The organism is Leucobacter chromiireducens, from assembly GCF_003917135.1.
Taxonomy (GTDB): Bacteria; Actinomycetota; Actinomycetes; order Actinomycetales; family Microbacteriaceae; genus Leucobacter; species Leucobacter chromiireducens_A.
On sequence record NZ_RPDI01000039.1, the window covers coordinates 1 to 19,846 of the forward strand.

Consider the following 19,846-nt stretch of genomic DNA (forward strand, 5'->3'; position numbering starts at 1 on the left):
CCGCCACACCCAGCGCGGCTCAGCTGTGCGCAGATCACGTCCCCGAAGCCGATTTTGCGGAGCGCCTGATGTGTGCCAAGATAGTCAGGTTGCCAGCGCAGCGGGGGAGACCTCGGGCCAGGCAGCAGCGTCCGGCCCCATCGTATAGCGGCCTAGTACGCCGCCCTCTCACGGCGGTAACGCGGGTTCGAATCCCGCTGGGGTCACCGGATCGAAAGCCTCACCCTCGGGTGGGGCTTTCGTGTTTTTGGGGTCGCGGCAATAGTGGGGAGCGCCCGCGCGGCCCCCGCTGCATCACTCCACCCACACCCGCGCCACCCACACCCGCGCCGCCCCGGGAAGTATGCTTGAGGGAGTATTCGTCAAGCACAATGAGGAGCGCTCAGTGACCCGCACCATCAAGCTCGCAGTCCTTCCCGGCGACGGCATCGGCCCGGAGGTGATCGAGCAGGCGAACCTCGTCCTCGACGCGGTTCTCGCCGGAGGCGACGTTGAGCTCGCGCGCACCGAGTTCAAGCTGGGCGCGGAGCGCTTCCTCGAGACGGGGGAGACCCTGCCCGAGGCCGAGCAGCAGGCCATCGCCGAGCACGACGCGATCCTGTTCGGCGCCGTCGGCGGCGTGCCAGGGGACCCCCGCCTGAAGAACGCGAACATCGAGCGCGGCCTGCTCCTCAAGCTGCGCTTCGACTTCGAGCACTACGCCAACGTGCGCCCGTGCACGCTGTTCCCCGGCGTCGAGTCGGCGCTCCGCGATCCCGGCGCGGTCGACTTCGTCGTGGTGCGCGAGGGCACCGAGGGCCCCTACGCAGGCAACGGCGGCGCGCTGCGCCCCGGCACCCCGAACGAGGTCGCCACCGAGGTCTCCGTCAACACCGCGATGGGTGTCGAGCGCGTCGTGCGCTACGCTTTCGAAACCGCGCAGGCCCGCCCGCGCAAGAAGCTCACGTGGGTGCACAAGACCAACGTGCTCGTGTTCGCCGGGGCGATGTGGCAGCGCATCGTGCAGACCGTCGCCGCCGAGTACCCGGAGATCGCGGTCGACTACATGCACGTCGACGCCGCAACGATCCACATGGTGCAGGATCCGGCGCGCTTTGACGTCATCGTCACTGATAACCTGTTCGGAGACATCCTGACTGACGTCGCCGGCGCGATCGGCGGCGGCATCGGGCTCGCGGCGTCAGGCAACATCAATCCGGACGGCACGTTCCCGAGCATGTTCGAGCCCGTACACGGCTCTGCGCCCGACATCGCTGGGCAGCAGAAGGCGGACCCGACCGCGGCGATCCTGTCCGCGGCACTCCTGCTCGACCACCTGGGCCTCGGCACCGAGGGCGACCGCGTCCGAGACGCGGTGCGCGCGGATCTCGCCACCCGGGGGTCCGAGCCCCGCCCGACCGCAACGGTCGGCGCAGCGGTGATCGCCGCGATCCCCGCACGCTAAGCCGCACGTTCCGCGCACCCTTCGACCTCGCGAGAAAGTACCCACATGACTGACCTGGCATTCACCCACACCGAAGCCGAGCGGCGGCCCGCCGCCGAGCGCGAGGCGCTCCTCGCAGACCCCGGCTTCGGCAACGTCTTCACCGACCACATGGTCTCGGTCACGTGGACCAAGGAAGCCGGGTGGCACGACGCTGAGGTGATCCCGTACGGCCCGATCCAGATGGACCCCGCGTCGTCCGTGCTGCACTACGGGCAGGAGATCTTCGAGGGGCTGAAGGCGTACCGCCGCGCCGACGGCTCGATCGTCACGTTCCGCCCCGAGGCGAACGCGCGGCGACTGAACGAGTCGGCCGTGCGCCTCGCGCTGCCCGAGATCCCCGAGGAGATCTTCGTGCAGGGCGTGCGCGAGCTCGTGCGCATCGACGCCGACTGGGTGCCGAGCGGCGCCGATCAGAGCCTGTACCTCCGCCCCTTCATGATCGCCGACGAGAGCTTCCTCGGCGTGCGGTCGGCGGAGCGCGCCCGCTTCCTCATCATCGCCAGCCCGGCCGGCCCCTACTTCTCCGGCGGAGTGAAGCCGGTCTCGATCTGGCTCTCTCAGGACCTCGCCCGCGCTGGCCGGGGCGGCACCGGGGCAGCGAAGTGCGGCGGCAACTACGCCGCGTCGCTGCTGCCGCAGCAGGTCGCGGCCGAGCACGGCTGCCAGCAGGTGCTCTTCACGGACTCGGCGACCGTCGACACCATCGACGAGCTGGGCGGCATGAACCTGTTCCTCGTGCGCGCCGACGGCACCGTCCTCACCCCGCAGCTGAACGGCAACATCCTCGACGGCATCACCCGCCGGAGCCTGATCCAGCTCGCGAAGGATCGCGGCCACGCTGTTGAGGAGCGCGAGATCACGGTCAGCGAGTGGCGCGAGGGCGTCGCTGACGGGACGATCACGGAGGCGTTCGCCTGCGGCACCGCCGCGGTGATCACCCCGATCCAGCAGCTCAAGTCGGAGGACTTCGTCATCGACTTCGGCGACGCCGCTCCGGGCGAGCTCACCATGTCGCTGCGCGAGGAGCTCACCGGCATCCAGTTCGGCACCCGCGAGGACCGGCACGGCTGGCTCACGCAGATCACCGAGCCCGCGGCGGTGGAGGCGCGATGAAGGTCGCACGCTTCCTGCTCGACGGGGAGATCTCGTTCGGGATCCTCGACCAGGCCGAGCACGGCGACGGCGTCGAGCTCGTCGAGCTCCGCGCCGACCCCATCGTCGCCGGCTTCGACACGACCGGGCGCCGGGTGAAGCTCACCGATGTGCGCCTGCTCGCACCGGTGATTCCGCGCTCGAAGGTGGTGTGCGTCGGCAAGAACTACGCGGACCACATCGCTGAGATGGCCGACGTCACCGGGGGCGAGACCCCCGTTGAGCCCGTGCTGTTCCTGAAGCCCAACACCTCGGTGATCGGCCCGGGCGACGCGATCCTGCGCCCCGAGATCTCGGATCGCGTCGAGCACGAGGGCGAGCTGGCCATGGTGATCGGCGCGATGGCGAAGAACGTGTCCGAGGAGGACGCGCTGAGCTACGTCTTCGGCTTCACGTGCGCGAACGACGTGACCGCGCGCGACCTGCAGATCGCTGACGGCCAGTGGACGCGCGGCAAGGGATTCGACACGTTCTGCCCGCTCGGCCCGGTCATCGAAACGGATCCGGATCTCGCTGACGCACGCATCGTGACGCGGGTGAACGGCGAGGTGCGCCAGGAGGGCAGTACGGCCCAGCTGATCCACTCGCTCGCGAAGATCGTGGCGTTCGCCTCGCAGGCGTTCACGCTGCTGCCAGGCGACGTGATCCTCACCGGCACGCCGGCAGGTGTTGGCCTCCTCGCGGACGGCGACACGGTCGAGGTGGAGATCGAGGGAATCGGCATTCTCCGCAACCCGGTTCGCGACGCCGCGCCGAGCTCTCCCGCACCGAACTCGGCCGCACCGAACTCGGCCGAGTAGCCCGCCCGTGCTCACCTGGAACGGCCCCGAGTTCAGCGGGGATGCGGCGCCCCGGCGCGACCCGCTCAGCTATCCCGGGGCGGTGCCAGCGGCTTCTGTCCTGATCACGCAGCACGACGTGTGGCGAATCCTCGACCGGTGGAACGACCACCTCGCGTGGAACGCCGCCACAGAGCAGCGCCTGGGGAGCTGCCGCGTGGCGATCGACGAGCGGGCCGCGAACGAGCTCGGGCTCTCGCACCGCGTCCCTCCCACGCTGAACAGTGTGCTGGAGGAACTCACCGGGGCGATCGCGGACAGCCTCGTTCCGGTGATCGCGATCGGATCGAATGCCGCGCCGGCCCAGCTGCGCAACAAGTTCGCGAGCGAGACCACGCAGCTCGTGATCCCCTCGATTCGGGCCAGGATCAGTGGCTACCGTGTGGGCTTCACGAGCTTCCTCGCCCCCGCAGGGTATCTGCCGGCGACGATGTTCCCGGAGGCTGGCGCGGAGACCGCCGTCACCGTGCAGTTCGTGAGTCGTGGCCAGCTCCGCGCCATCGACGCCACGGAGTCGCCGTGGTATCGCCGCGTGTGGGTGGACGACGCGCAGATCCTCCTCGAGACGGGTGAGCGGCTCCCCGGCGCGTACGTCTACGTCGCCGAACACGGGGCGCTCGGCGACGAGCGCGGACCCTTCATCCTTGGCGGGGCTGAGCCCGGGCTCGCGGCGTCGGACCACACCGAGCCGGCGTCGGTCGCCGCGAGGCGGCTCCACACGCAGGAGCGCGCGCTCGAGACGCTGCTCTCCGATCGCGCGTGCGCCGACGCGTGGGGCACCACCCCCGCCGAGCTCCTCGCAGCGGCCCCTGGCGCGCAGGCTTCGCTCGACGTGGTGCAGCGCAGCGGTCACACGTTGCATCGCAACACGCTCGCCGAGCGCGCCGATGAGATCGGGGCCGAAGCGCGGCGGTACGGGCTGCCGTTCCCGCAGCGGGCGCCGAGCCGTCGCGCTGACACCGAGGCGCTGAGCGTCACCGTCGGGCGGACCCACGACCTCCTGGAACGAAACGGCAACTCCGTGGTTCGGCTGGGCGATCGCGTCCGCGCGGCGCTCGGCGATCCGGCGGAGGTTGAGCTGGTTTCGGAAGCACTGCACCTCGGCGTTGCCGGGCGTGCGCCGCGGGTCATCGCATCGGTCTACCGCTCCGAGCGGGACGACGCGCCGAGCGCCGATCCCGATGTGATCGAGGTCGACCACATGCTCCGCATGGGCGCGGGGCTCGAGGTGGGCGAGCGAGCGCTGCTTCGCCCCGTGTCGATCGAGCGCCGTGAGCTGTTCGATGTCGTACTGGGCACCCCCAACTACGTCTCGTTCCGGGTGACACTCGCCGACCCATCGAGCACCGAGCGCGAGGTCTGCCTGATGAGCGAGCTCTCGCTCCAGCTGCTCGGGATCTCGAGCGGCGACTACGTGGTGCTGGAGGGTGCCGCGGACCACAGCGGTCGGGTGCGCACGCTCGTCGTCAAGGCGTTCCAGCTGCCGGAGGACGTCTGGCAGGAGCGCGTGCGCGTGTCGAACGGGAGCTGGGACGACCGCTTCCCCGGGGCCAGGAGCACGCTCGGGATCCATCCCGACATTCCGACCCTCTTCGTCGACGCGGCAACGCGTGCTCGGCTCGGGCTCGGCGCGCAGCAACTCGCGGTCGTTCGCGCCAGGCCAGCACGGTTGCAACAGTTCGGCAACGAGGTGCGCGACATGCTGCTGCTGCTCGCCATCGCGTTCATCGGAATTGTCGGCATTATCCCGAATCTCTGGGTCGGGGCCGGGCTCTTCGGACTGCTCCTCGTCGGTTCCTTCGCGCTGATGCTGGTGAAGCTGCGACGGCGGCTCTCCCACCGCGCCGCGGGAGCCCATCGAAGCTCTGGATAATCGCAGCCACAGCGACCGCCACATGGGCTACGCTCAGGAGGCAACGAGGGCCGCAACGAGGAGGTCAGGTGCCGAGCTCATGGCAGGCGCTGCAGCGCGGAGAATCAGTCCGGGAACGCCGGTTGGCGCTTGAACGCGCGCACGAAACCTTCGTGAGCTCAGCGGCGGGAGCCGAACTGCACGACCCGAACGCGGAGCTGGAGCTTCGCGAGCGCTTCGCGTCGACCCCCGAGGTACGTCCGTTCGTGCTCGACTCGTGGCTGCGCTCGCAGCGCGGCACCATCCACCCGGATCGCGTGCTCGAACGCCCCGCGCTCGACGACGCCGCGCTGGAGGAGCTGCGCAGGATCCACCCGCTGTCCAGCGTGCTCCCCGTGATCCGCAAGCTCCTCTTCGACGAGGCGCGCGAGTCCGGGCTGATCGTCGCGGTGGGCGACGCGGCCGGGCGCCTGCTCTGGGTGGACGGCGACGCGCGGCTGCGCACCCGGGCAGCGGAGATGGGTTTCCGGGCCGGCATGGACTGGTCGGAGCACTCGGTCGGCACGAGCGCCCCGGGCAGCGCGATCGAACTGGATCAGGCGCTGCAGGTGCTCGGCGCCGAGCACTTCAGCCGCGCGGTGCACGAGTGGAGCTGCACCGCTGCCCCCGTGCACGACCCGCTGAGCGGTGAGATCCTCGGCGTGGTCGATGTGACGGGCGGGGACAGCGCCGCCTCGCCGCACCTGTTGCCGCTCCTGCAGGCCACGCTCGCCGCGATCGAGGCCGAGCTGCAGCTGGCGCGGCTGCGCGAGCTGCTGGGGCCGCCGCGGACGGCGGGCGCGGCGGTGCAGGCGGCGGGGCCGGTGCAGGTACAGGTGCCGGTGGCGGCGCGCGTGCCGGCTGCTGTGCCCGAGTCACCCGCCACGCCCCTGCTCCGCGTGCTGGGTCGCGAGGACGCGACGCTCGAGTGGGGTGGGGCGGCGGCCACCCTCGCCGGCCGGCACGCCGAGATCCTGCTCGCCCTTACCGCGTCGCCGAGCGGATGCAGCGCCGAGCAGCTCGCGGAGGCCGTCTACGGCCGCGCGGACGCGGAGCAGACACTGCGCGCTGAGCTCGTGCGGCTGCGCCGCTGGCTCGCGGCCGAGGGCGTGCCGCTCGCGCTCCGCTCGCGGCCCTACGCGCTCGACGGCGAGCTCCGCGTTGACGCCGGGCAGGCGCTCGAACGCCTGGACGCCGGGGAACACGCGCGCGTGCTCGCCGCATACCCTGGGCCCGTGCTGCCCGCCTCGACCGCGCCCGTCGCGGAGCGCCTGCGCGCGGAACTCGACGCGACGCTGCGGGAGACGATGCTCGAGCGCGCGGATCCCGAGCAGCTGTTCGACTACGCGCAGCGCTGGGCTGGCGCTGACGCGCACGTCTGGGAGACCGTGCTGCAGGTGCTGCCGGCGCGCTCTCCGCTGCGCGCGCACGCGGTCGCCAAGCTCGAAGCGCTGCTCGCGGAACCGTAGGGCGAGCGCGCCGAAACCTCGCTGCAACACGCGTGCAACATGAACGCAACCTCTCTGGCGCTACGTTCGGACCACCGGGGATCCCCGGCACCCGCAACGATGTCAAAGGAGACACGTCATGACTGTGTACGCAGCCCCAGGTCAGCCGGATTCGCTGGTCACGTTCAAGAGCCGCTACGAGCACTACATCGGCGGCCAGTGGGTGCGGCCGGTGAAGGGCCAGTACTTCGAGAACGTCACCCCGGTGACCGGCAAGGCGTTCTGCGAGATCGCGCGCGGCACCGCCGAGGACATCGAGGCGGCGCTCGACGCCGCGCACGCCGCAGCACCGGCCTGGGGGCAGACGAGCCCGGCCGAGCGCGCGATCGTGCTCAACAAGATCGCCGACCGGATGGAGCAGAACCTTGAGCTCCTCGCGGTCGCCGAGACCTGGGACAACGGCAAGGCCGTCCGCGAGACGCTGAACGCCGACATCCCGCTCGCGATCGACCACTTCCGCTACTTCGCCGGCGCGATCCGCGCGCAGGAGGGCGGCCTCTCCCAGATCACCGAGGACATGGTCGCCTACCACTTCCACGAGCCGCTCGGCGTGGTCGGCCAGATCATCCCCTGGAACTTCCCGATCCTCATGGCGACCTGGAAGCTGGCACCGGCGCTCGCCGCGGGCAACGCGATCGTGCTGAAGCCCGCCGAGCAGACGCCAGCGTCCATCCTGGTACTCTTCGAACTGATCGGCGACCTGCTGCCGGCCGGTGTCGTGAACATCGTCAACGGCTTCGGCGCCGAGGCGGGGAAGCCGCTCGCGACGAACAAGCGGATCCGCAAGATCGCGTTCACCGGCGAGACGACCACCGGCCGCCTCATCATGCAGTACGCATCGGAGAACATCATCCCGGTGACGCTCGAGCTCGGCGGCAAGAGCCCGAACCTGTTCTTCGAGGACGTCATGGCGCAGGATGACGCCTACTTCGACAAGGCGAAGGAGGGCTTCACGATGTTCGCCCTCAATCAGGGCGAGGTGTGCACGTGCCCCTCGCGCTCGCTCATCCAAGCGTCGATCGCCGACGACTTCCTCGACGCGGTAGTGGAGCGGACCGAGCGGATCACGCGCGGCAACCCGCTCGACACCGACACGATGATGGGGGCGCAGGCCTCGAACGACCAGTTCGAGAAGATCAAGTCGTACCTCGACATCGGCACGCAGGAGGGGGCGCAGGTGCTCACCGGCGGCGGCGTCGCCGACCTCGGCGGCGAGTTCGCCGACGGCTTCTACATCCAGCCCACCATTTTCCGCGGGGACAACTCGATGCGCGTGTTCCAGGAGGAGATCTTCGGCCCCGTCGTCGCGGCCACCACGTTCACCGACTTCGACGACGCCGTGCGGATCGCGAACGACACGCTGTACGGCCTGGGCGCTGGCGTCTGGAGCCGCAACGGCAACACGGCGTACCGCGCCGGCCGCGCGATCCAGGCCGGCCGCGTCTGGGTCAACAACTATCACGCGTACCCGGCGCACGCCGCGTTCGGTGGCTACAAGTCCAGCGGCATCGGGCGCGAGAACCACCTCATGATGCTCGACCACTACCAGCAGACCAAGAACCTGCTCGTCAGCTACAAGGAGACGGCGGACGGCTTCTTCTAGGCCGCCTGCCAGCAGCCAGCCACTCGAATGTCTCCGAGACACCGCTCCACCGTCGAAAGGAATCTCACATGACCACCTCAACGATGCGCGCCGCCTCCGTGCCGAGCTTCGGCGCACGCCTGGATGTTGCCGAACAGGCAGTTCCCACTCCGGGGCCCGGCCAAGCACTCGTCCGCGTGCTCACCACGGGCGTCTGCCACACCGACCTGCACGCGGTCGAGGGTGACTGGCCGGTGAAGCCGAGCCCGCCCTTCATCCCCGGCCACGAGGGCGTCGGTGTTGTCGACGCCGTCGGCGAGGGCGTCACCAACCTCGCGGTCGGCGACCTCGTTGGCAACGCCTGGCTCTGGTCGGCGTGCGGCCACTGCGAGCACTGCCGCACCGGCTGGGAAACCCTCTGTGAGCAGCAGCAGAACGGCGGCTACTCCGTGGACGGCTCGTTCGCCGAGTACATGCTGATCGACGCCGACTACGCGGCGGTCGTGCCTGCGGGCTCCGACCCGGTCGAGGTTGCGCCGGTGCTGTGCGCCGGGGTGACCGTGTACAAGGGGTTGAAGGTCACCGGGGTGCGCCCGGGGCAGTGGGTCGTGATCTCCGGGATCGGCGGGCTCGGGCACATCGCCGTGCAGTACGCCGTGGCGATGGGCATGCGGGTCGCGGCGGTCGACATCGCTGACGATAAGCTCGCGCTCGCGAAGAAGTACGGCGCCGAGGTGACCGTCAACGCGCTGAACGAGGATCCCGTCGAGGCGATCCAGCGTCAGACCGGCGGGAGCCACGGCGTGCTCGTCACCGCGGTGCACCCCTCGGCGTTCGGCCAGGCGATCGGGATGACCCGCCGCGGCGGCACGATCGTGTTCAACGGCCTGCCCCCGGGGGATTTCCCCGCCCCCATCTTCGACATCGTGCTGAAAGGGCTCACGATCCGCGGTTCGATCGTCGGGACCCGGCAGGACATGATCGAGGCGCTCGACTTCTACGCGCGCGGTCTCATCCACCCGACCGTCGCCGAGCGCCCGCTCGACGACGTGAACGAGGTGCTCGACGAGATGCGCGCGGGCAAGATCGACGGCCGCGTGGTCCTGCGGCTCGCGACCGCGTAGCGCGGGACACCCGTGCGGGCCCGGGGCGGATCACCTGCCCCGGGCCCGCGCACCCACCACGATGTGAGGAGACGACGATGTCCGATCAGGATCACAGCCGCGCCGCCCGACCGGAGGTCGACGGTGAGTCCGAGAGCCGCCTGGCGTTCACGCCGGCAGCGCTCGCGCTCATCGAGCGACTCTGGGTGATGCACGGGCCGCTCATGTTTCATCAGTCGGGCGGCTGCTGCGACGGCAGCGCCCCCATGTGCTACCAGGCCGGCGAGTTCCGCACCGGGGGACAGGACGTGCTGCTCGGCACGCTGGAACTCGAGCCGGCTGGCGAATCTGGCGCAGAATCACGCGAGATTCCGTTCTGGATGTCGCGTGAGCAGTTCGAGCTGTGGGCGCACACGCACCTCACGGTCGACGCTGTTCCCGGACGGGGGAGCGGCTTCTCGCTCGAAGCTCCGGAGGGTGAGCGATTCCTCATCCGCTCCCGCCTGCTGTGACGAGGTGACCGGACACGCAGTTTGACCTGCGACAATAGAGCAGTGGATCCCAACAAGCTGAATCACGAACGCGGCGCTGAGGAAGCGAAGTTCATCAAGACCCGCCCCAACACGGGCGGGCTTGCGCGGCGCCCGCAGGTGCGCCCGAAGACGGAGGGCTGGACCCAGCTCACGAGCCCCGACGGCCGCCCGACGCTGCAGTTCGCGTCGCCGCGCGTGAAGCAGCCGGCAACCCACCTCGCTGACCTGACGCTCGCGGAGCGGGAGGCGAAGATCGTGGAGCTCGGGCTCCCGAAGTTCCGGGCGAAGCAGATCTCCAAGCAGTACTTCGACAACTACGTCACCGACCCCGAGCAGATGACCGACCTCCCGAAGGATCGCCGCGCGGAGGTGGCCGAGGCGCTGTTCCCGCCGCTCCTCACCGAGGTGAAGCGGCTCGTCACTGACGACGGCTCGACGATCAAGTTCCTGTGGCGGCTGTTCGACGGCGCGCTCGTCGAGTCGGTGCTGATGCGCTACCCCGGCCGCATCACGCTCTGCGTCTCCAGCCAGTGCGGCTGCGGCATGAACTGCCCGTTCTGCGCGACCGGACAGGCGGGGCTCACCCGCAACATGTCAACGGCCGAGATCCTCGACCAGGTCGTGCAGGCCAACCGCGTCATCGCGGAGGGCGGCCTCGGCCGCGCGCGCGAGGAGGGCAACGGCGCGGAGGCCGAGCGCGTGAACAACATCGTGTTCATGGGTATGGGTGAGCCGCTCGCCAACTACAAGCGCGTGATGAACGCGGTGCACCGCATGGTGGCGCCGGCGCCCGAGGGGCTCGGTATGTCGGCCCGCGGCATCACCGTGTCGACGGTGGGGCTTGCGCCGGCCATCCGAAAGCTGGCCGACGAGGATCTCGCGATCACGTTCGCGCTGTCGCTGCACGCGCCCGATGATCAGCTGCGCGACGAGCTGATCCCCGTGAACAGCCGGTGGAAGGTCGACGAGGTACTCGACGCCGCATACGGCTACTACGAGAAGACCGGCCGCCGCGTGTCGATCGAGTACGCGCTCATCAAGGACATGAACGATCACGCGTGGCGTGCGGACCTGCTCGCTGAGCGGCTCAACCAGCGCGGCCGCGGCTGGGTGCACGTGAACCCGATCCCGCTCAACCCGACGCCCGGCTCGATCTGGACGTCGTCGACGCGCGAGGTGACCCGCGAGTTCGTCGACCGGCTCAACGCGGCGGGCATCCCGACCACGCTCCGCGACACGCGTGGCAAGGAGATCGATGGCGCGTGCGGGCAGCTCGTTGCCACCGAGCAGGACAAGGCGGAGGCCGCGGCCTTCGCCGAGGCCTAGGTCGCGACGCGGCGGTTCTGCGGAGCCAGCGGAGCTAGCGGAGCGTGCGGCCCACGAGGTCGACGTCCTCCGCGGTGTTCCAGAGGTGGAACGCGATCCGGGCGTTGCCCGCGCGGCCGGACGCCGTGACTCCCGCGGCGGTGAGCGCGGCGAGATCCGAGCCCTCGGGATCGGCCCAGGTGACGATCGCCGACTCCCGTCCGGGCAGTGCTTCCGGGAGCCCGAGGCGCGCCCGGGCGGCTGCCGCGAGGCCCGTGGCGTGCGCGTGCACCGCCGCGGGATCGCGGTCGAGGCACTCGCGGAGCGCGGCGATCGTTCCGCCGATGACGGACCACACGGGGGAGAGATCGAAGCGGCCGGCGCCGGCCGCGAGCGGCGTGTGCCCCGCGTAGCAGGAGCTCCACACGTCATCGGCGGAGTACCAGCCAGCTGCGAGCGGATGCAGGGTCTCTTCGAGCCCGGTGCTCACCGTGAGGAACGCCGTGCCGCGTGGGGCGCAGAGCCACTTGTAGGCGTGGCACACGGTGAAGTCGAAGCCCTCGGCGCCGCGCGGCAACCAGCCGAGCGACTGCGTGAGATCGACGAGCGTGCGTGCCCCCGCCTGCGCCGCGGCGGCGCGGATCGCGTCGGCGTCGGCCACCTCGCCCGACGCGGACTGCACGAGCGAGAAGGCGACGAGCGCGGTGCGCGGCCCGATCGCGTCGGCCAGCTCGGCAACCGGCGCGTAGCGCACGGTGACGCCGCGGTGCCGGAGGTGCTCGAACGGGTGGGTGAGCGATGCGAAGTCGCCCGCCGCGCAGAGCACCTCGGCCCCGTCCGGCAGACCCGAGGCCACGACCGAGACGAGCTGCGAGACCTGCGTCCCGAGCGCGACGCGATCGCTCGGGACGCCCGCGACCCGCGCGTAGAGCGAGCGGGCCTCTTCGGCATCCCGACTCAGCTGCCTCGCGTCGAGCCCGCCCCCGGCCCAGCGCGCGACGAACGCCTGCATGGCATCGACCGTCGCGTCGCTTGGCAGGCCCGCGGTGCACGCGGAGAGGTAGCCGGGGCCCGCGGCGAAGCTCGCCGCCCAGTCGTTGGGGTGCTGTGAGAGACGCATGACGCCAGGATAGGGGAGCACCACGCATAATGAAACAGAATCATTCGATTCGTTTGCTGCGCCCTTCGTTATGTCTCGGGTAGACTCACGGCATGACCACCCAGCGCACCGCCGACCCGATCGGCTCGATCGACTCCACTGAGCTGCGGATCCTCCACGCGCTCGCCACAACGGGATCGCTCACCGCCGCGGCGGGCAGCCTCGGCCTCAGCCAGCCCGCCGTGAGCCAGCGCATCAAGCGCGTCGAGACGCGTCTCGCGGTCCCGCTCATCGAACGCAGCGGGCGCGGCATCCGCCTCACGACGGCCGGGCAGATCCTCGCGGAGCACGGGCGCACCGTCGTCGCGGAGATCGACGCCGCGCTCGCCGCGATCGACGACCTGCGCGGCGAACGCGCCGGGACGCTGCGCATGGTCGGCTTCCCCTCCGCCTCGGCGACGCTCGTGCCCGACCTCATGCGCCGCCTCGCCGCTGAGGCTCCCGACGTCGCGCTGCAGTACCGCGAGGCGGAGCCCCCGGCCGCCGCGGGCATGCTCCGCGATGGCGAGGTCGACTGTGCGCTGATCTTCGACTACGAGGGCGCAGCCGAACTCCCCGCGGGGAGCGCCTACCTGCCGCTCTGGCGCGAAGAGGTGAAGCTCGTCGTCTCCGATGATCGGCAGGTCGACGGCGACTCGGCGCGACTCGACGACTTCTCGCACGAGCACTGGATCGCCGGCTGCGAGAAGTGCCGCGGCCACCTGCTGAGCGCCGCGGGCGAGGCCGGGTTCGAACCCGACATCATCCAGGAGACGGACAACGTGCCGGCAATGCTCGCCATGGCGGCGGCCGGCGGCGCGGTGGCGCTCGTTCCCGGCCTCGCGCTCGCCGCTGCGCGCACGCTTCCCGATGACGCGCGCGCCCTCCCGCTCGACCCGCCGCGGTACCGCACGATCGGGATCGTGTCCATGGCGACCGCGAACGAAAGCCCGCAGGTGCGCCTCGCGAAGCGGCTGCTCGCCGGTGTCGACGGCGCGCGCTGGGGCCTCGAGGTGATCGCGTGAGCGTCGAAACCCTGCCGCACCGCGCGCCCGCCGGCGTGCAGCGCCGCATGGTCGCCGTGCTCGCGCTCGCGACGATCCTCGGCGGGCTGGGGGTCGGGGCGTCGCTCTCCGCCGGCGCGCTGCTCATCGCCGACATCACCGGAAACCCTGCGCTCTCCGGCTTCGGCTCCACCATGAACGCGGTCGGCGCGGCCATCGCCGGCATGCCGCTCGCGCGCCTCGCGGCACGGCGGGGACGCCGCGTCGCACTCGCGACGGGCAACGCGATCGCCGTGCTCGGCGCCGTGCTCGTGGTGCTCGCGTCGGCGCAGCGCTGGTCGGTGCTGCTCTTCGTCGGCCTCGCCGTGCTCGGTATCGCGGTCGCCGTGCAGCTGCAGTCGCGGTTCGCCGCCGCCGACCTCGCGCTGCCGGAGCACCGCGCGCGCGACCTCTCACTGGTGGTCTGGTCGATCACGATCGGCGCGGTCACCGGCCCGAACCTCATCGGCCCCGGCGAGCAGCTCGGCGAAGCGCTCGGCCTGCCCGGCCTCGCCGGCATCTTCTTCTTCACGATTGCCGCGCAGATCGCCGCCGGGCTCGTCGTGTGGTTCGGGCTCCGCCCGGATCCGCTGCTCGAGGCGCGCCGCCTCGCCGCGCTCGCGCCGCAGGACGGCGCTGCGGGCGCTGGCCTGGCGAAGGATCAGCCCGCGGCTGCGCAGACAGCGGCTCAGCACACGCCAGCCCAGCACACGCCAGCCCAGCACACGCCAAGCGCCCGCGCCCCGCGCTCGGCGCAGTTCCTCGCGATCGCGCTGATCGCAATCGCGCACGCGGTCATGGTCGGGCTCATGGCGATGACCCCGCTGCACCTCACGCACCACGGCGGCAGCATCACCCTCGTCGGGCTGACGATCAGCCTCCACATCGCCGGCATGTACGCGCTCTCACCGGTGTTCGGAGCGCTGACCAGCACGTTCGGGCCGATCCCCGTGATCCTCTCCGGCTTCGGCGTGCTGGGGATCGCGGCGCTCGGGACCGGCTTCGGCGGTGAGTCGGTTCCCGTGATCCAGGGCGCGCTCATCCTGCTGGGGATCGGCTGGTGCATGGTGACCGTCGCCGGCGCGGTGCTCGTCACCGAACTCACGCCGAGCGCCGATCGACCCGCGCGCCAGGGGCAGTCCGACACCTCGATGAACGCGGCGGGTGCGCTGTTTGGTGCGGTATCGGGCCTCCTCTTCGCGGTCGGCGGCTTCCCGCTCGTCTCGTTCGTCGCCGGGGCGCTCATCGTGCTGGGCGCGGCCGTGGCCATTCGTCTCGTCGGCGCTTCGCGAGGGTAGGATAGATCTGATGTCACACACCGAGACCCCCCAGTTTTCCAGCGCGACCGGCTCCGACGTTCGCGTCCGTTTCTGCCCCTCGCCGACCGGCACCCCGCACGTCGGCATGGTGCGCACCGCCCTCTTCAACTGGGCATACGCGCGCCACACTGGCGGCACCTTCGTGTTCCGCATCGAGGACACCGACGCCGCGCGTGACAGCGAGGAGAGCTACGGCCAGATCCTCGACTCCCTGCGCTGGCTCGGCCTCGACTGGGACGAGGGGATCGACGCCGGCGGAGAGCACGGCCCCTACCGTCAGTCGCAGCGCGGTGAAATCTACCAGGGCATCATCGCGCGGCTGCGCGAGGCCGGGTACCTCTACGAGAGCTACTCGACCGCCGAGGAGATCGACGCGCGCAACGAGGCAGCCGGCCGCCCGAAGCAGCTCGGCTACGACAACTTTGATCGTGATCTGAGCGAGGAGCAGCGCGCCGCGTTCCGCGCGGAGGGGCGCGAGCCCGCGCTCCGCTTCCGTGTGCCGGACGTCGACCTCTCGTTCACGGACCTCGTGCGCGGCGACATCACGTTCCCCGCCGGCTCCACGATCGACTTCGTCGTGGTGCGCCCGAACGGCGCGCCGCTGTACACGCTCGTGAACCCCGTCGACGACGCGCTGATGGGGATCACCCACGTGCTCCGCGGCGAGGACCTGCTGTCGTCGACCCCGCGCCAGATCGCGCTGCACCGCGCGCTCGTCGAGCTCGGCATCGAGGCGGCGATCCCGCAGTTCGGGCACCTGCCCTACGTGCTTGGTGAGGGCAACAAGAAGCTGTCGAAGCGCGATCCCGAGTCGAATCTGCTGCACCACCGGGAGCGTGGCTTCCTGCCCGAGGGGCTGCTGAACTACCTCTCGCTGCTCGGCTGGTCGCTCGCACCCGACCGCGATGTGTTCACGAGCGAGGAGATGATCGCGGCGTTCGACGTGCGCGACGTGAACCCGAACCCGGCGCGATTCGACCAGAAGAAGGCCGACTCGATCAACGCCGACCACATTCGCCTCCTCTCCGAGGACGACTTCGGCACGCGAATCCTGCCGTACCTGATCGCGGGCGGCGCGCTCCCCGTCGAGCCGAGCGCAGCGCAGCTCGAGATCGTGCGCCGCGCCGTGCCCCTCGTGCAGAGCCGCGTGACGGTGCTCTCCGAGGTAACGCCGATGATGGGCTTCCTGTTCACGACCGCCGACGCCCTCAGCTACGAGGACGACGCGCTGAAGTCGCTGAAGTCAGACGCGCCGCAGGTGCTCGCCGCGGGGACCGCAGCGCTTGAGTCGATCGACGAGGCGAACTGGAACACCGAGCGGATCCAGGAGGCGCTGCAGGCTGCGCTCATCGACGGCCTGGAGCTGAAGCCGCGCGTCGCATTCGGGGCGCTCCGAGTCGCGGCGTCGGGCCGCAGGGTCTCGCCGCCGCTCTTCGAATCGTTCGAGCTGCTCGGGCGCACCGAGACGCTCGCGCGCCTGCAGAAACTCGCGACGCAGCTCGCTGGCGCGGCGGGCGAGTAAGAGGAGGAGCCGTGACTGAGCGTGTGCCCGAGGCGCCAATCGGCGTCGCGATCATCGGCGGTGGCCCAGCCGGGCTGTCCGCGGGACTCCAACTGGTTCGTGCGAATCGGCGGATCGCCATCCTCGATAGCAACCGCCCCAGGCACTCGGCCACGCTGCAGTCGCACGGCTTCCTCACGCGCGACGGCGCCTCGCCGCTCGAGCTGCGCCGGCTCGGCCGCGAGGAGTTCGAAATGTACCCCTCGGCGATCTTCGCGCAAGCGATGACCCGCGAGGTCACGCCACTCAGCGCTGACGAGGCGCGGTCGGTCGGCTTCCCCGACGGGATCGGCTTCCGCGTGCGCGGCACCGGGATCCGTGGCGCTGGCGACGTCGAGTTCGTCGCGCGCCGCGTGCTGATCGCCGCCGGCCTCACCGAGGAGCTCCCGCAGCTACCGATGATCCGCGCCTACTACGGCACGGCCCTGCACAGCTGCGTGGAGTGCGACGGCTTCGAGAAGACCGACAAGCCGCTCGCGCTGATCGGGGAGACCGCCGACCTGTTCGCTCGCGCACTGCTGATCAGCCGCTTCAGCTCGGACCTCATCGTCTTCACGAACGGCGGCGACACGATCCGACCCGAGCAGGAGGCCCAGCTCGCGGCGATCGGGATCCGGGTGGAGCGCCGCGCGATCGACGACATCGTCGGCGAGAAGGCCGAGATGACCGGTGTGCGCCTGGCCGACGGCGAAGTGATCGCGCGCGTCGGCGGCTTCGTCCGCCCGCGCTGGCACGCGCCCGTTGAGTTCATGGGCGATCTGCCCATCGAACGAGACGACTGGGGGCTCGTTGTGACCGACGATCGCGGTGAGACCGCGGTGCGCGGCGTCTACGCGGTCGGTGACATCGTGCCGCCCGGGCCGCAGCAGCTCATCATCGCCGCGGGCAATGGGGCACGCGTTGCGGCGAAGCTGAACATGGACATGATCCGTGGCGCGCTCGGCGTTGGGCTCGTCGATGAGTGAGCGGGAGGTCCTCGTGAGTGAGACCGGATCGAACGCGGTTCCCGCGGCGGATCGCGCCGCCGCGTCCGCGGCCACCGCTGGCACGCGCGCGGCTGCGGCCGGTGCGCGGTACGCCGTCGTGGTGGCGAGCTTCGTTGGCCTGCTGCTCATCTCGAACATCGTTGCGGTGAAGCTCATCGCGTTCGGGCCGTTCCAGCTCGGCGAGCTGTCGCTCGGCCCGTTCATCGTCGACGGGGGAGTGTTCCTCTTCCCGCTCGTGTACATCGTCGGCGATGTGCTCGCGGAGGTGTACGGGCTGAAGGCCGCGCGCCGCGCGATCTTCACCGCCTTCGCGCTCTCGCTGCTCACCTCGCTCACCATCTGGGTGACGCAGCTCTCGCCTGCCGCCCCCGGCTGGGAGAATCAGGCGGCGTTCGAGTCGGTGCTCGGCTTCGTGCCGCGGATCGTCGCGGCGAGCCTGGGTGCGTTCCTCGCCGGCCAGCTCATCAACGCGTGGGTGCTGGTCTGGCTGCGCCGACGCACCTCCGGCCGATTCCTCCGCACGCGGCTCATCGCCTCGACCGTGGTGGGGCAGGTCGTCGACACCGTCGTGTTCTGCACGATCGCCTTCTGGGGCGTGCTCGAGGGGTGGGACTTCCTCGGCTACACCGCGCTCGGCTACGGGATCAAGGTCCTCGCCGAGGTGGTGCTCCTGCCCATCACGACGCGCGTGATCTCGCGAGTGCGCGCCGCGGAGATGCGCGGCGCGGCGTAGCCGCGGCCGGCGCCGAGCGAACGTCTACGCTCGGCGCCGAGCGGTCGCCTACGCCCGGCTGGCCGCCGCGGCTGCGCGCGCAAACTCGGTGCCGTAGATCCGGCCGAGAACGTCGTCGCGGAGCTCCGCGAAGGTGCCGTCGATGATGCTGGCGCGAATCCGGTCGACGAGGCGCACGATGAAGCGCTCGTTGTGGATCGTCGCGAGCGTGGAGGCGAGCATCTCCCTCGCCTTGAAGAGGTGGTGCAGGTAGGCGGCGGTGTAGTTCTCGCACGTGTAGCAGTCGCACCCCACCTCGATGGGTTCGAAGCGGCGGCGCTGCGTTGCCGCCTTCGCGTTGATGCGGCCCGTGCTCGAGTACATGCTGCCGCCGCGCGCCTGGCGTGAGGGGGCGACGCAGTCGAAGGTGTCGGCGCCTGCGGCGATCGCCGCGAACAGGTCGTCGGGCTCCGAGATCCCGAGCAGGTGGCGTGGCTTGTCCTCGGGCAGCTCATCCGTGACCCAGGAGACGATGGTGCCCAGCTCACGCTTCTCAAGCGCGCCGCCGATCCCGAAGCCGTCAAAGCGCTGCGCCGAGGCGTCGGCGCCGCTCATCTCCGCGAGGCCGCGCGCCGCGGCACGCCGGAGGTCCTCATACTGGGCGCCTTGCACCACGCCGAACAGTGCCTGGTACGGCCGGTGGCCGCGCGACTCCGTCTGGCGCGCGTGCTCGTCGAGGCACCGGACGGCCCACCGCGCGGTGCGGGCGACCGAGTCCTCCTGGTAGGCGCGGGTGTTGAGGAGGGTGGTGCACTCGTCGAAGGCGAAGATGATGTCCGCACCGAGCTGGTGCTGGATCTGCATCGACACCTCGGGCGTGAAGCGGTGCTTGTCGCCGTTGATGAACGACTTGAACGTGACGCCGTCCTCGTCGACGTGCGCCAAGCGCTCCTTGGTCTTCGCGATGACCTCGGCGTCGGAGTGCGCGGTCTCGGTCATCGAGATGACCTTCTTGAAGCCGACGCCCAGGGACATGACCTGGAACCCGCCGGAGTCGGTGAACGTCGGGCCGTCCCAGTTCATGAAGCGGCCGAGCCCGCCGGCCTCATCCACGAGGTCGGAGCCCGGCTGCAGGAACAGGTGGTAGGCGTTCGCGAGCACGGCCTGTCCGCCGAGCTGGGTCACCGTCTCCGGGAGCACCGCCTTCACCGTGGCCTTCGTGCCGACAGGAATGAACGCCGGCGTCTGAATCTCGCCGTGCGGGGTGCGGATCGTGCCCGCGCGGCCGAGCGGCGCCCCATCGCTTCCCCGTGTGCCCTGCTCGAGCTGATGATCGACAGTGAAGCCGAAATCGGCGGGGGAGGGCGGGGGAGTCAGGGGGATTTGCTCGTTCACCCGTCTATCTAAGCACTCGCCCGGGTGAGACTCGCCCGGGAACGCGGCAGGGTTTGCGGTGCCACCGCGAACTGCGTAATGTAATCCCTTGTCAGCGCGACCGGGACGCAGCGAAAGCGGCGGGAACGGAAGCGTGGCGGATCTTCCACCTGATGGTCCGAGGCGGGTTTGAATTCCGTGCTCAGGTCGTGTAAAGTAAGATTCTCGTCGAGTCGAATGGTGAACACCGTTCCCATCTCAGCCCTCATCCTTTTGAGGCGTGCTGAGTTCCGACTCGGGACAGGTTGCTGTTC

The 19,846-nt window shown here is 70.3% G+C and carries 16 protein-coding genes and 1 tRNA gene; 15 read left to right on the plus strand and 2 right to left on the minus strand.

The features are described 5' to 3' along the window. Nucleotides 1-133: 133 nt before the first annotated feature. The 10 genes from EGM46_RS13250 to rlmN all read left to right on the plus strand — a co-directional run bounded on the left by EGM46_RS13250 (nt 134) and on the right by rlmN (nt 11,420). A tRNA-Glu gene (locus EGM46_RS13250) sits at nt 134-206 on the plus strand. Nucleotides 207-385: 179 nt separating this feature from the next. Then, nucleotides 386-1,444 carry a 3-isopropylmalate dehydrogenase gene (locus EGM46_RS13255; RefSeq protein ID WP_125100609.1) on the plus strand — a complete coding sequence of 353 codons (1,059 nt, stop codon included), beginning with the start codon at nt 386-388 and terminating at the stop codon, nt 1,442-1,444. A gap of 45 nt (nt 1,445-1,489) precedes the next feature. After that, a complete protein-coding gene (locus tag EGM46_RS13260) occupies nt 1,490-2,599 on the plus strand; it encodes a branched-chain amino acid aminotransferase (protein ID WP_125100610.1) in 1,110 nt (369 codons plus the stop codon). Then, nucleotides 2,596-3,438, plus strand: a complete 843-nt coding sequence (locus tag EGM46_RS13265; RefSeq protein WP_125100611.1) for a fumarylacetoacetate hydrolase family protein — start codon at nt 2,596-2,598, stop codon at nt 3,436-3,438. The genes EGM46_RS13260 and EGM46_RS13265 overlap by 4 nt, the downstream gene beginning before the upstream one ends. A 7-nt stretch (nt 3,439-3,445) precedes the next feature. After that, nucleotides 3,446-5,350, plus strand: coding sequence for a hypothetical protein (locus EGM46_RS13270; protein ID WP_125100612.1), 1,905 nt, complete (start codon nt 3,446-3,448; stop codon nt 5,348-5,350). A gap of 152 nt (nt 5,351-5,502) precedes the next feature. Further along, complete coding sequence (locus EGM46_RS14760; RefSeq protein ID WP_164512905.1) at nt 5,503-6,837, plus strand: GAF domain-containing protein; 1,335 nt, start codon at nt 5,503-5,505, stop codon at nt 6,835-6,837. Nucleotides 6,838-6,955: 118 nt separating this feature from the next. Then, the gene (exaC, locus tag EGM46_RS13280) at nt 6,956-8,479 is read left to right on the plus strand and encodes an acetaldehyde dehydrogenase ExaC (RefSeq protein ID WP_125100613.1); all 1,524 of its coding nucleotides are present in this window, start codon (nt 6,956-6,958) and stop codon (nt 8,477-8,479) included. Nucleotides 8,480-8,562: 83 nt separating this feature from the next. Next, a complete protein-coding gene (adhP, locus tag EGM46_RS13285) occupies nt 8,563-9,582 on the plus strand; it encodes an alcohol dehydrogenase AdhP (protein ID WP_125100621.1) in 1,020 nt (339 codons plus the stop codon). A gap of 77 nt (nt 9,583-9,659) precedes the next feature. Then, nucleotides 9,660-10,073 carry a DUF779 domain-containing protein gene (locus EGM46_RS13290; protein WP_125100614.1) on the plus strand — a complete coding sequence of 138 codons (414 nt, stop codon included), beginning with the start codon at nt 9,660-9,662 and terminating at the stop codon, nt 10,071-10,073. 42 nt (nt 10,074-10,115) lie between these two features. Then, the gene (rlmN, locus tag EGM46_RS13295) at nt 10,116-11,420 is read left to right on the plus strand and encodes a 23S rRNA (adenine(2503)-C(2))-methyltransferase RlmN (RefSeq protein WP_125100615.1); all 1,305 of its coding nucleotides are present in this window, start codon (nt 10,116-10,118) and stop codon (nt 11,418-11,420) included. 34 nt (nt 11,421-11,454) lie between these two features. Here the strand turns inward: rlmN and EGM46_RS13300 are convergent, their stop codons facing one another. Next, entirely contained in the window at nt 11,455-12,519 is a 1,065-nt protein-coding gene (locus EGM46_RS13300) for an aminotransferase class V-fold PLP-dependent enzyme (protein WP_125100616.1), read from the minus strand. A 92-nt stretch (nt 12,520-12,611) separates the two neighbouring features. On the opposite strand from EGM46_RS13300, the gene EGM46_RS13305 reads away from it, so the two are divergent. From EGM46_RS13305 to EGM46_RS13325, 5 genes are read left to right on the plus strand one after another with little or no spacing between them, the layout of a single operon-like run. Continuing rightward, the gene (locus EGM46_RS13305; protein ID WP_125100617.1) at nt 12,612-13,562 is read left to right on the plus strand and encodes a LysR family transcriptional regulator; all 951 of its coding nucleotides are present in this window, start codon (nt 12,612-12,614) and stop codon (nt 13,560-13,562) included. Next, on the plus strand, nt 13,559-14,878 hold the full coding sequence (locus EGM46_RS13310) for an MFS transporter (protein WP_241156351.1): 1,320 nt from the start codon (nt 13,559-13,561) through the stop codon (nt 14,876-14,878). The genes EGM46_RS13305 and EGM46_RS13310 overlap by 4 nt, the downstream gene beginning before the upstream one ends. Before the next feature lie 10 nt (nt 14,879-14,888). Then, nucleotides 14,889-16,421, plus strand: coding sequence for a glutamate--tRNA ligase (gltX, locus tag EGM46_RS13315; protein ID WP_125100618.1), 1,533 nt, complete (start codon nt 14,889-14,891; stop codon nt 16,419-16,421). An 11-nt stretch (nt 16,422-16,432) separates the two neighbouring features. Further along, a complete protein-coding gene (locus EGM46_RS13320) occupies nt 16,433-17,425 on the plus strand; it encodes an NAD(P)/FAD-dependent oxidoreductase (RefSeq protein WP_125100619.1) in 993 nt (330 codons plus the stop codon). 13 nt (nt 17,426-17,438) lie between these two features. Further along, entirely contained in the window at nt 17,439-18,179 is a 741-nt protein-coding gene (locus tag EGM46_RS13325; protein ID WP_241156352.1) for a queuosine precursor transporter, read from the plus strand. Nucleotides 18,180-18,227: 48 nt separating this feature from the next. Here the strand turns inward: EGM46_RS13325 and tgt are convergent, their stop codons facing one another. Further along, nucleotides 18,228-19,553 (minus strand): tRNA guanosine(34) transglycosylase Tgt, encoded by a 1,326-nt coding sequence (tgt, locus tag EGM46_RS13330; protein WP_241156353.1) that lies wholly within the window; start codon nt 19,551-19,553, stop codon nt 18,228-18,230. Between the last annotated feature and the right edge of the window lie 293 nt (nt 19,554-19,846).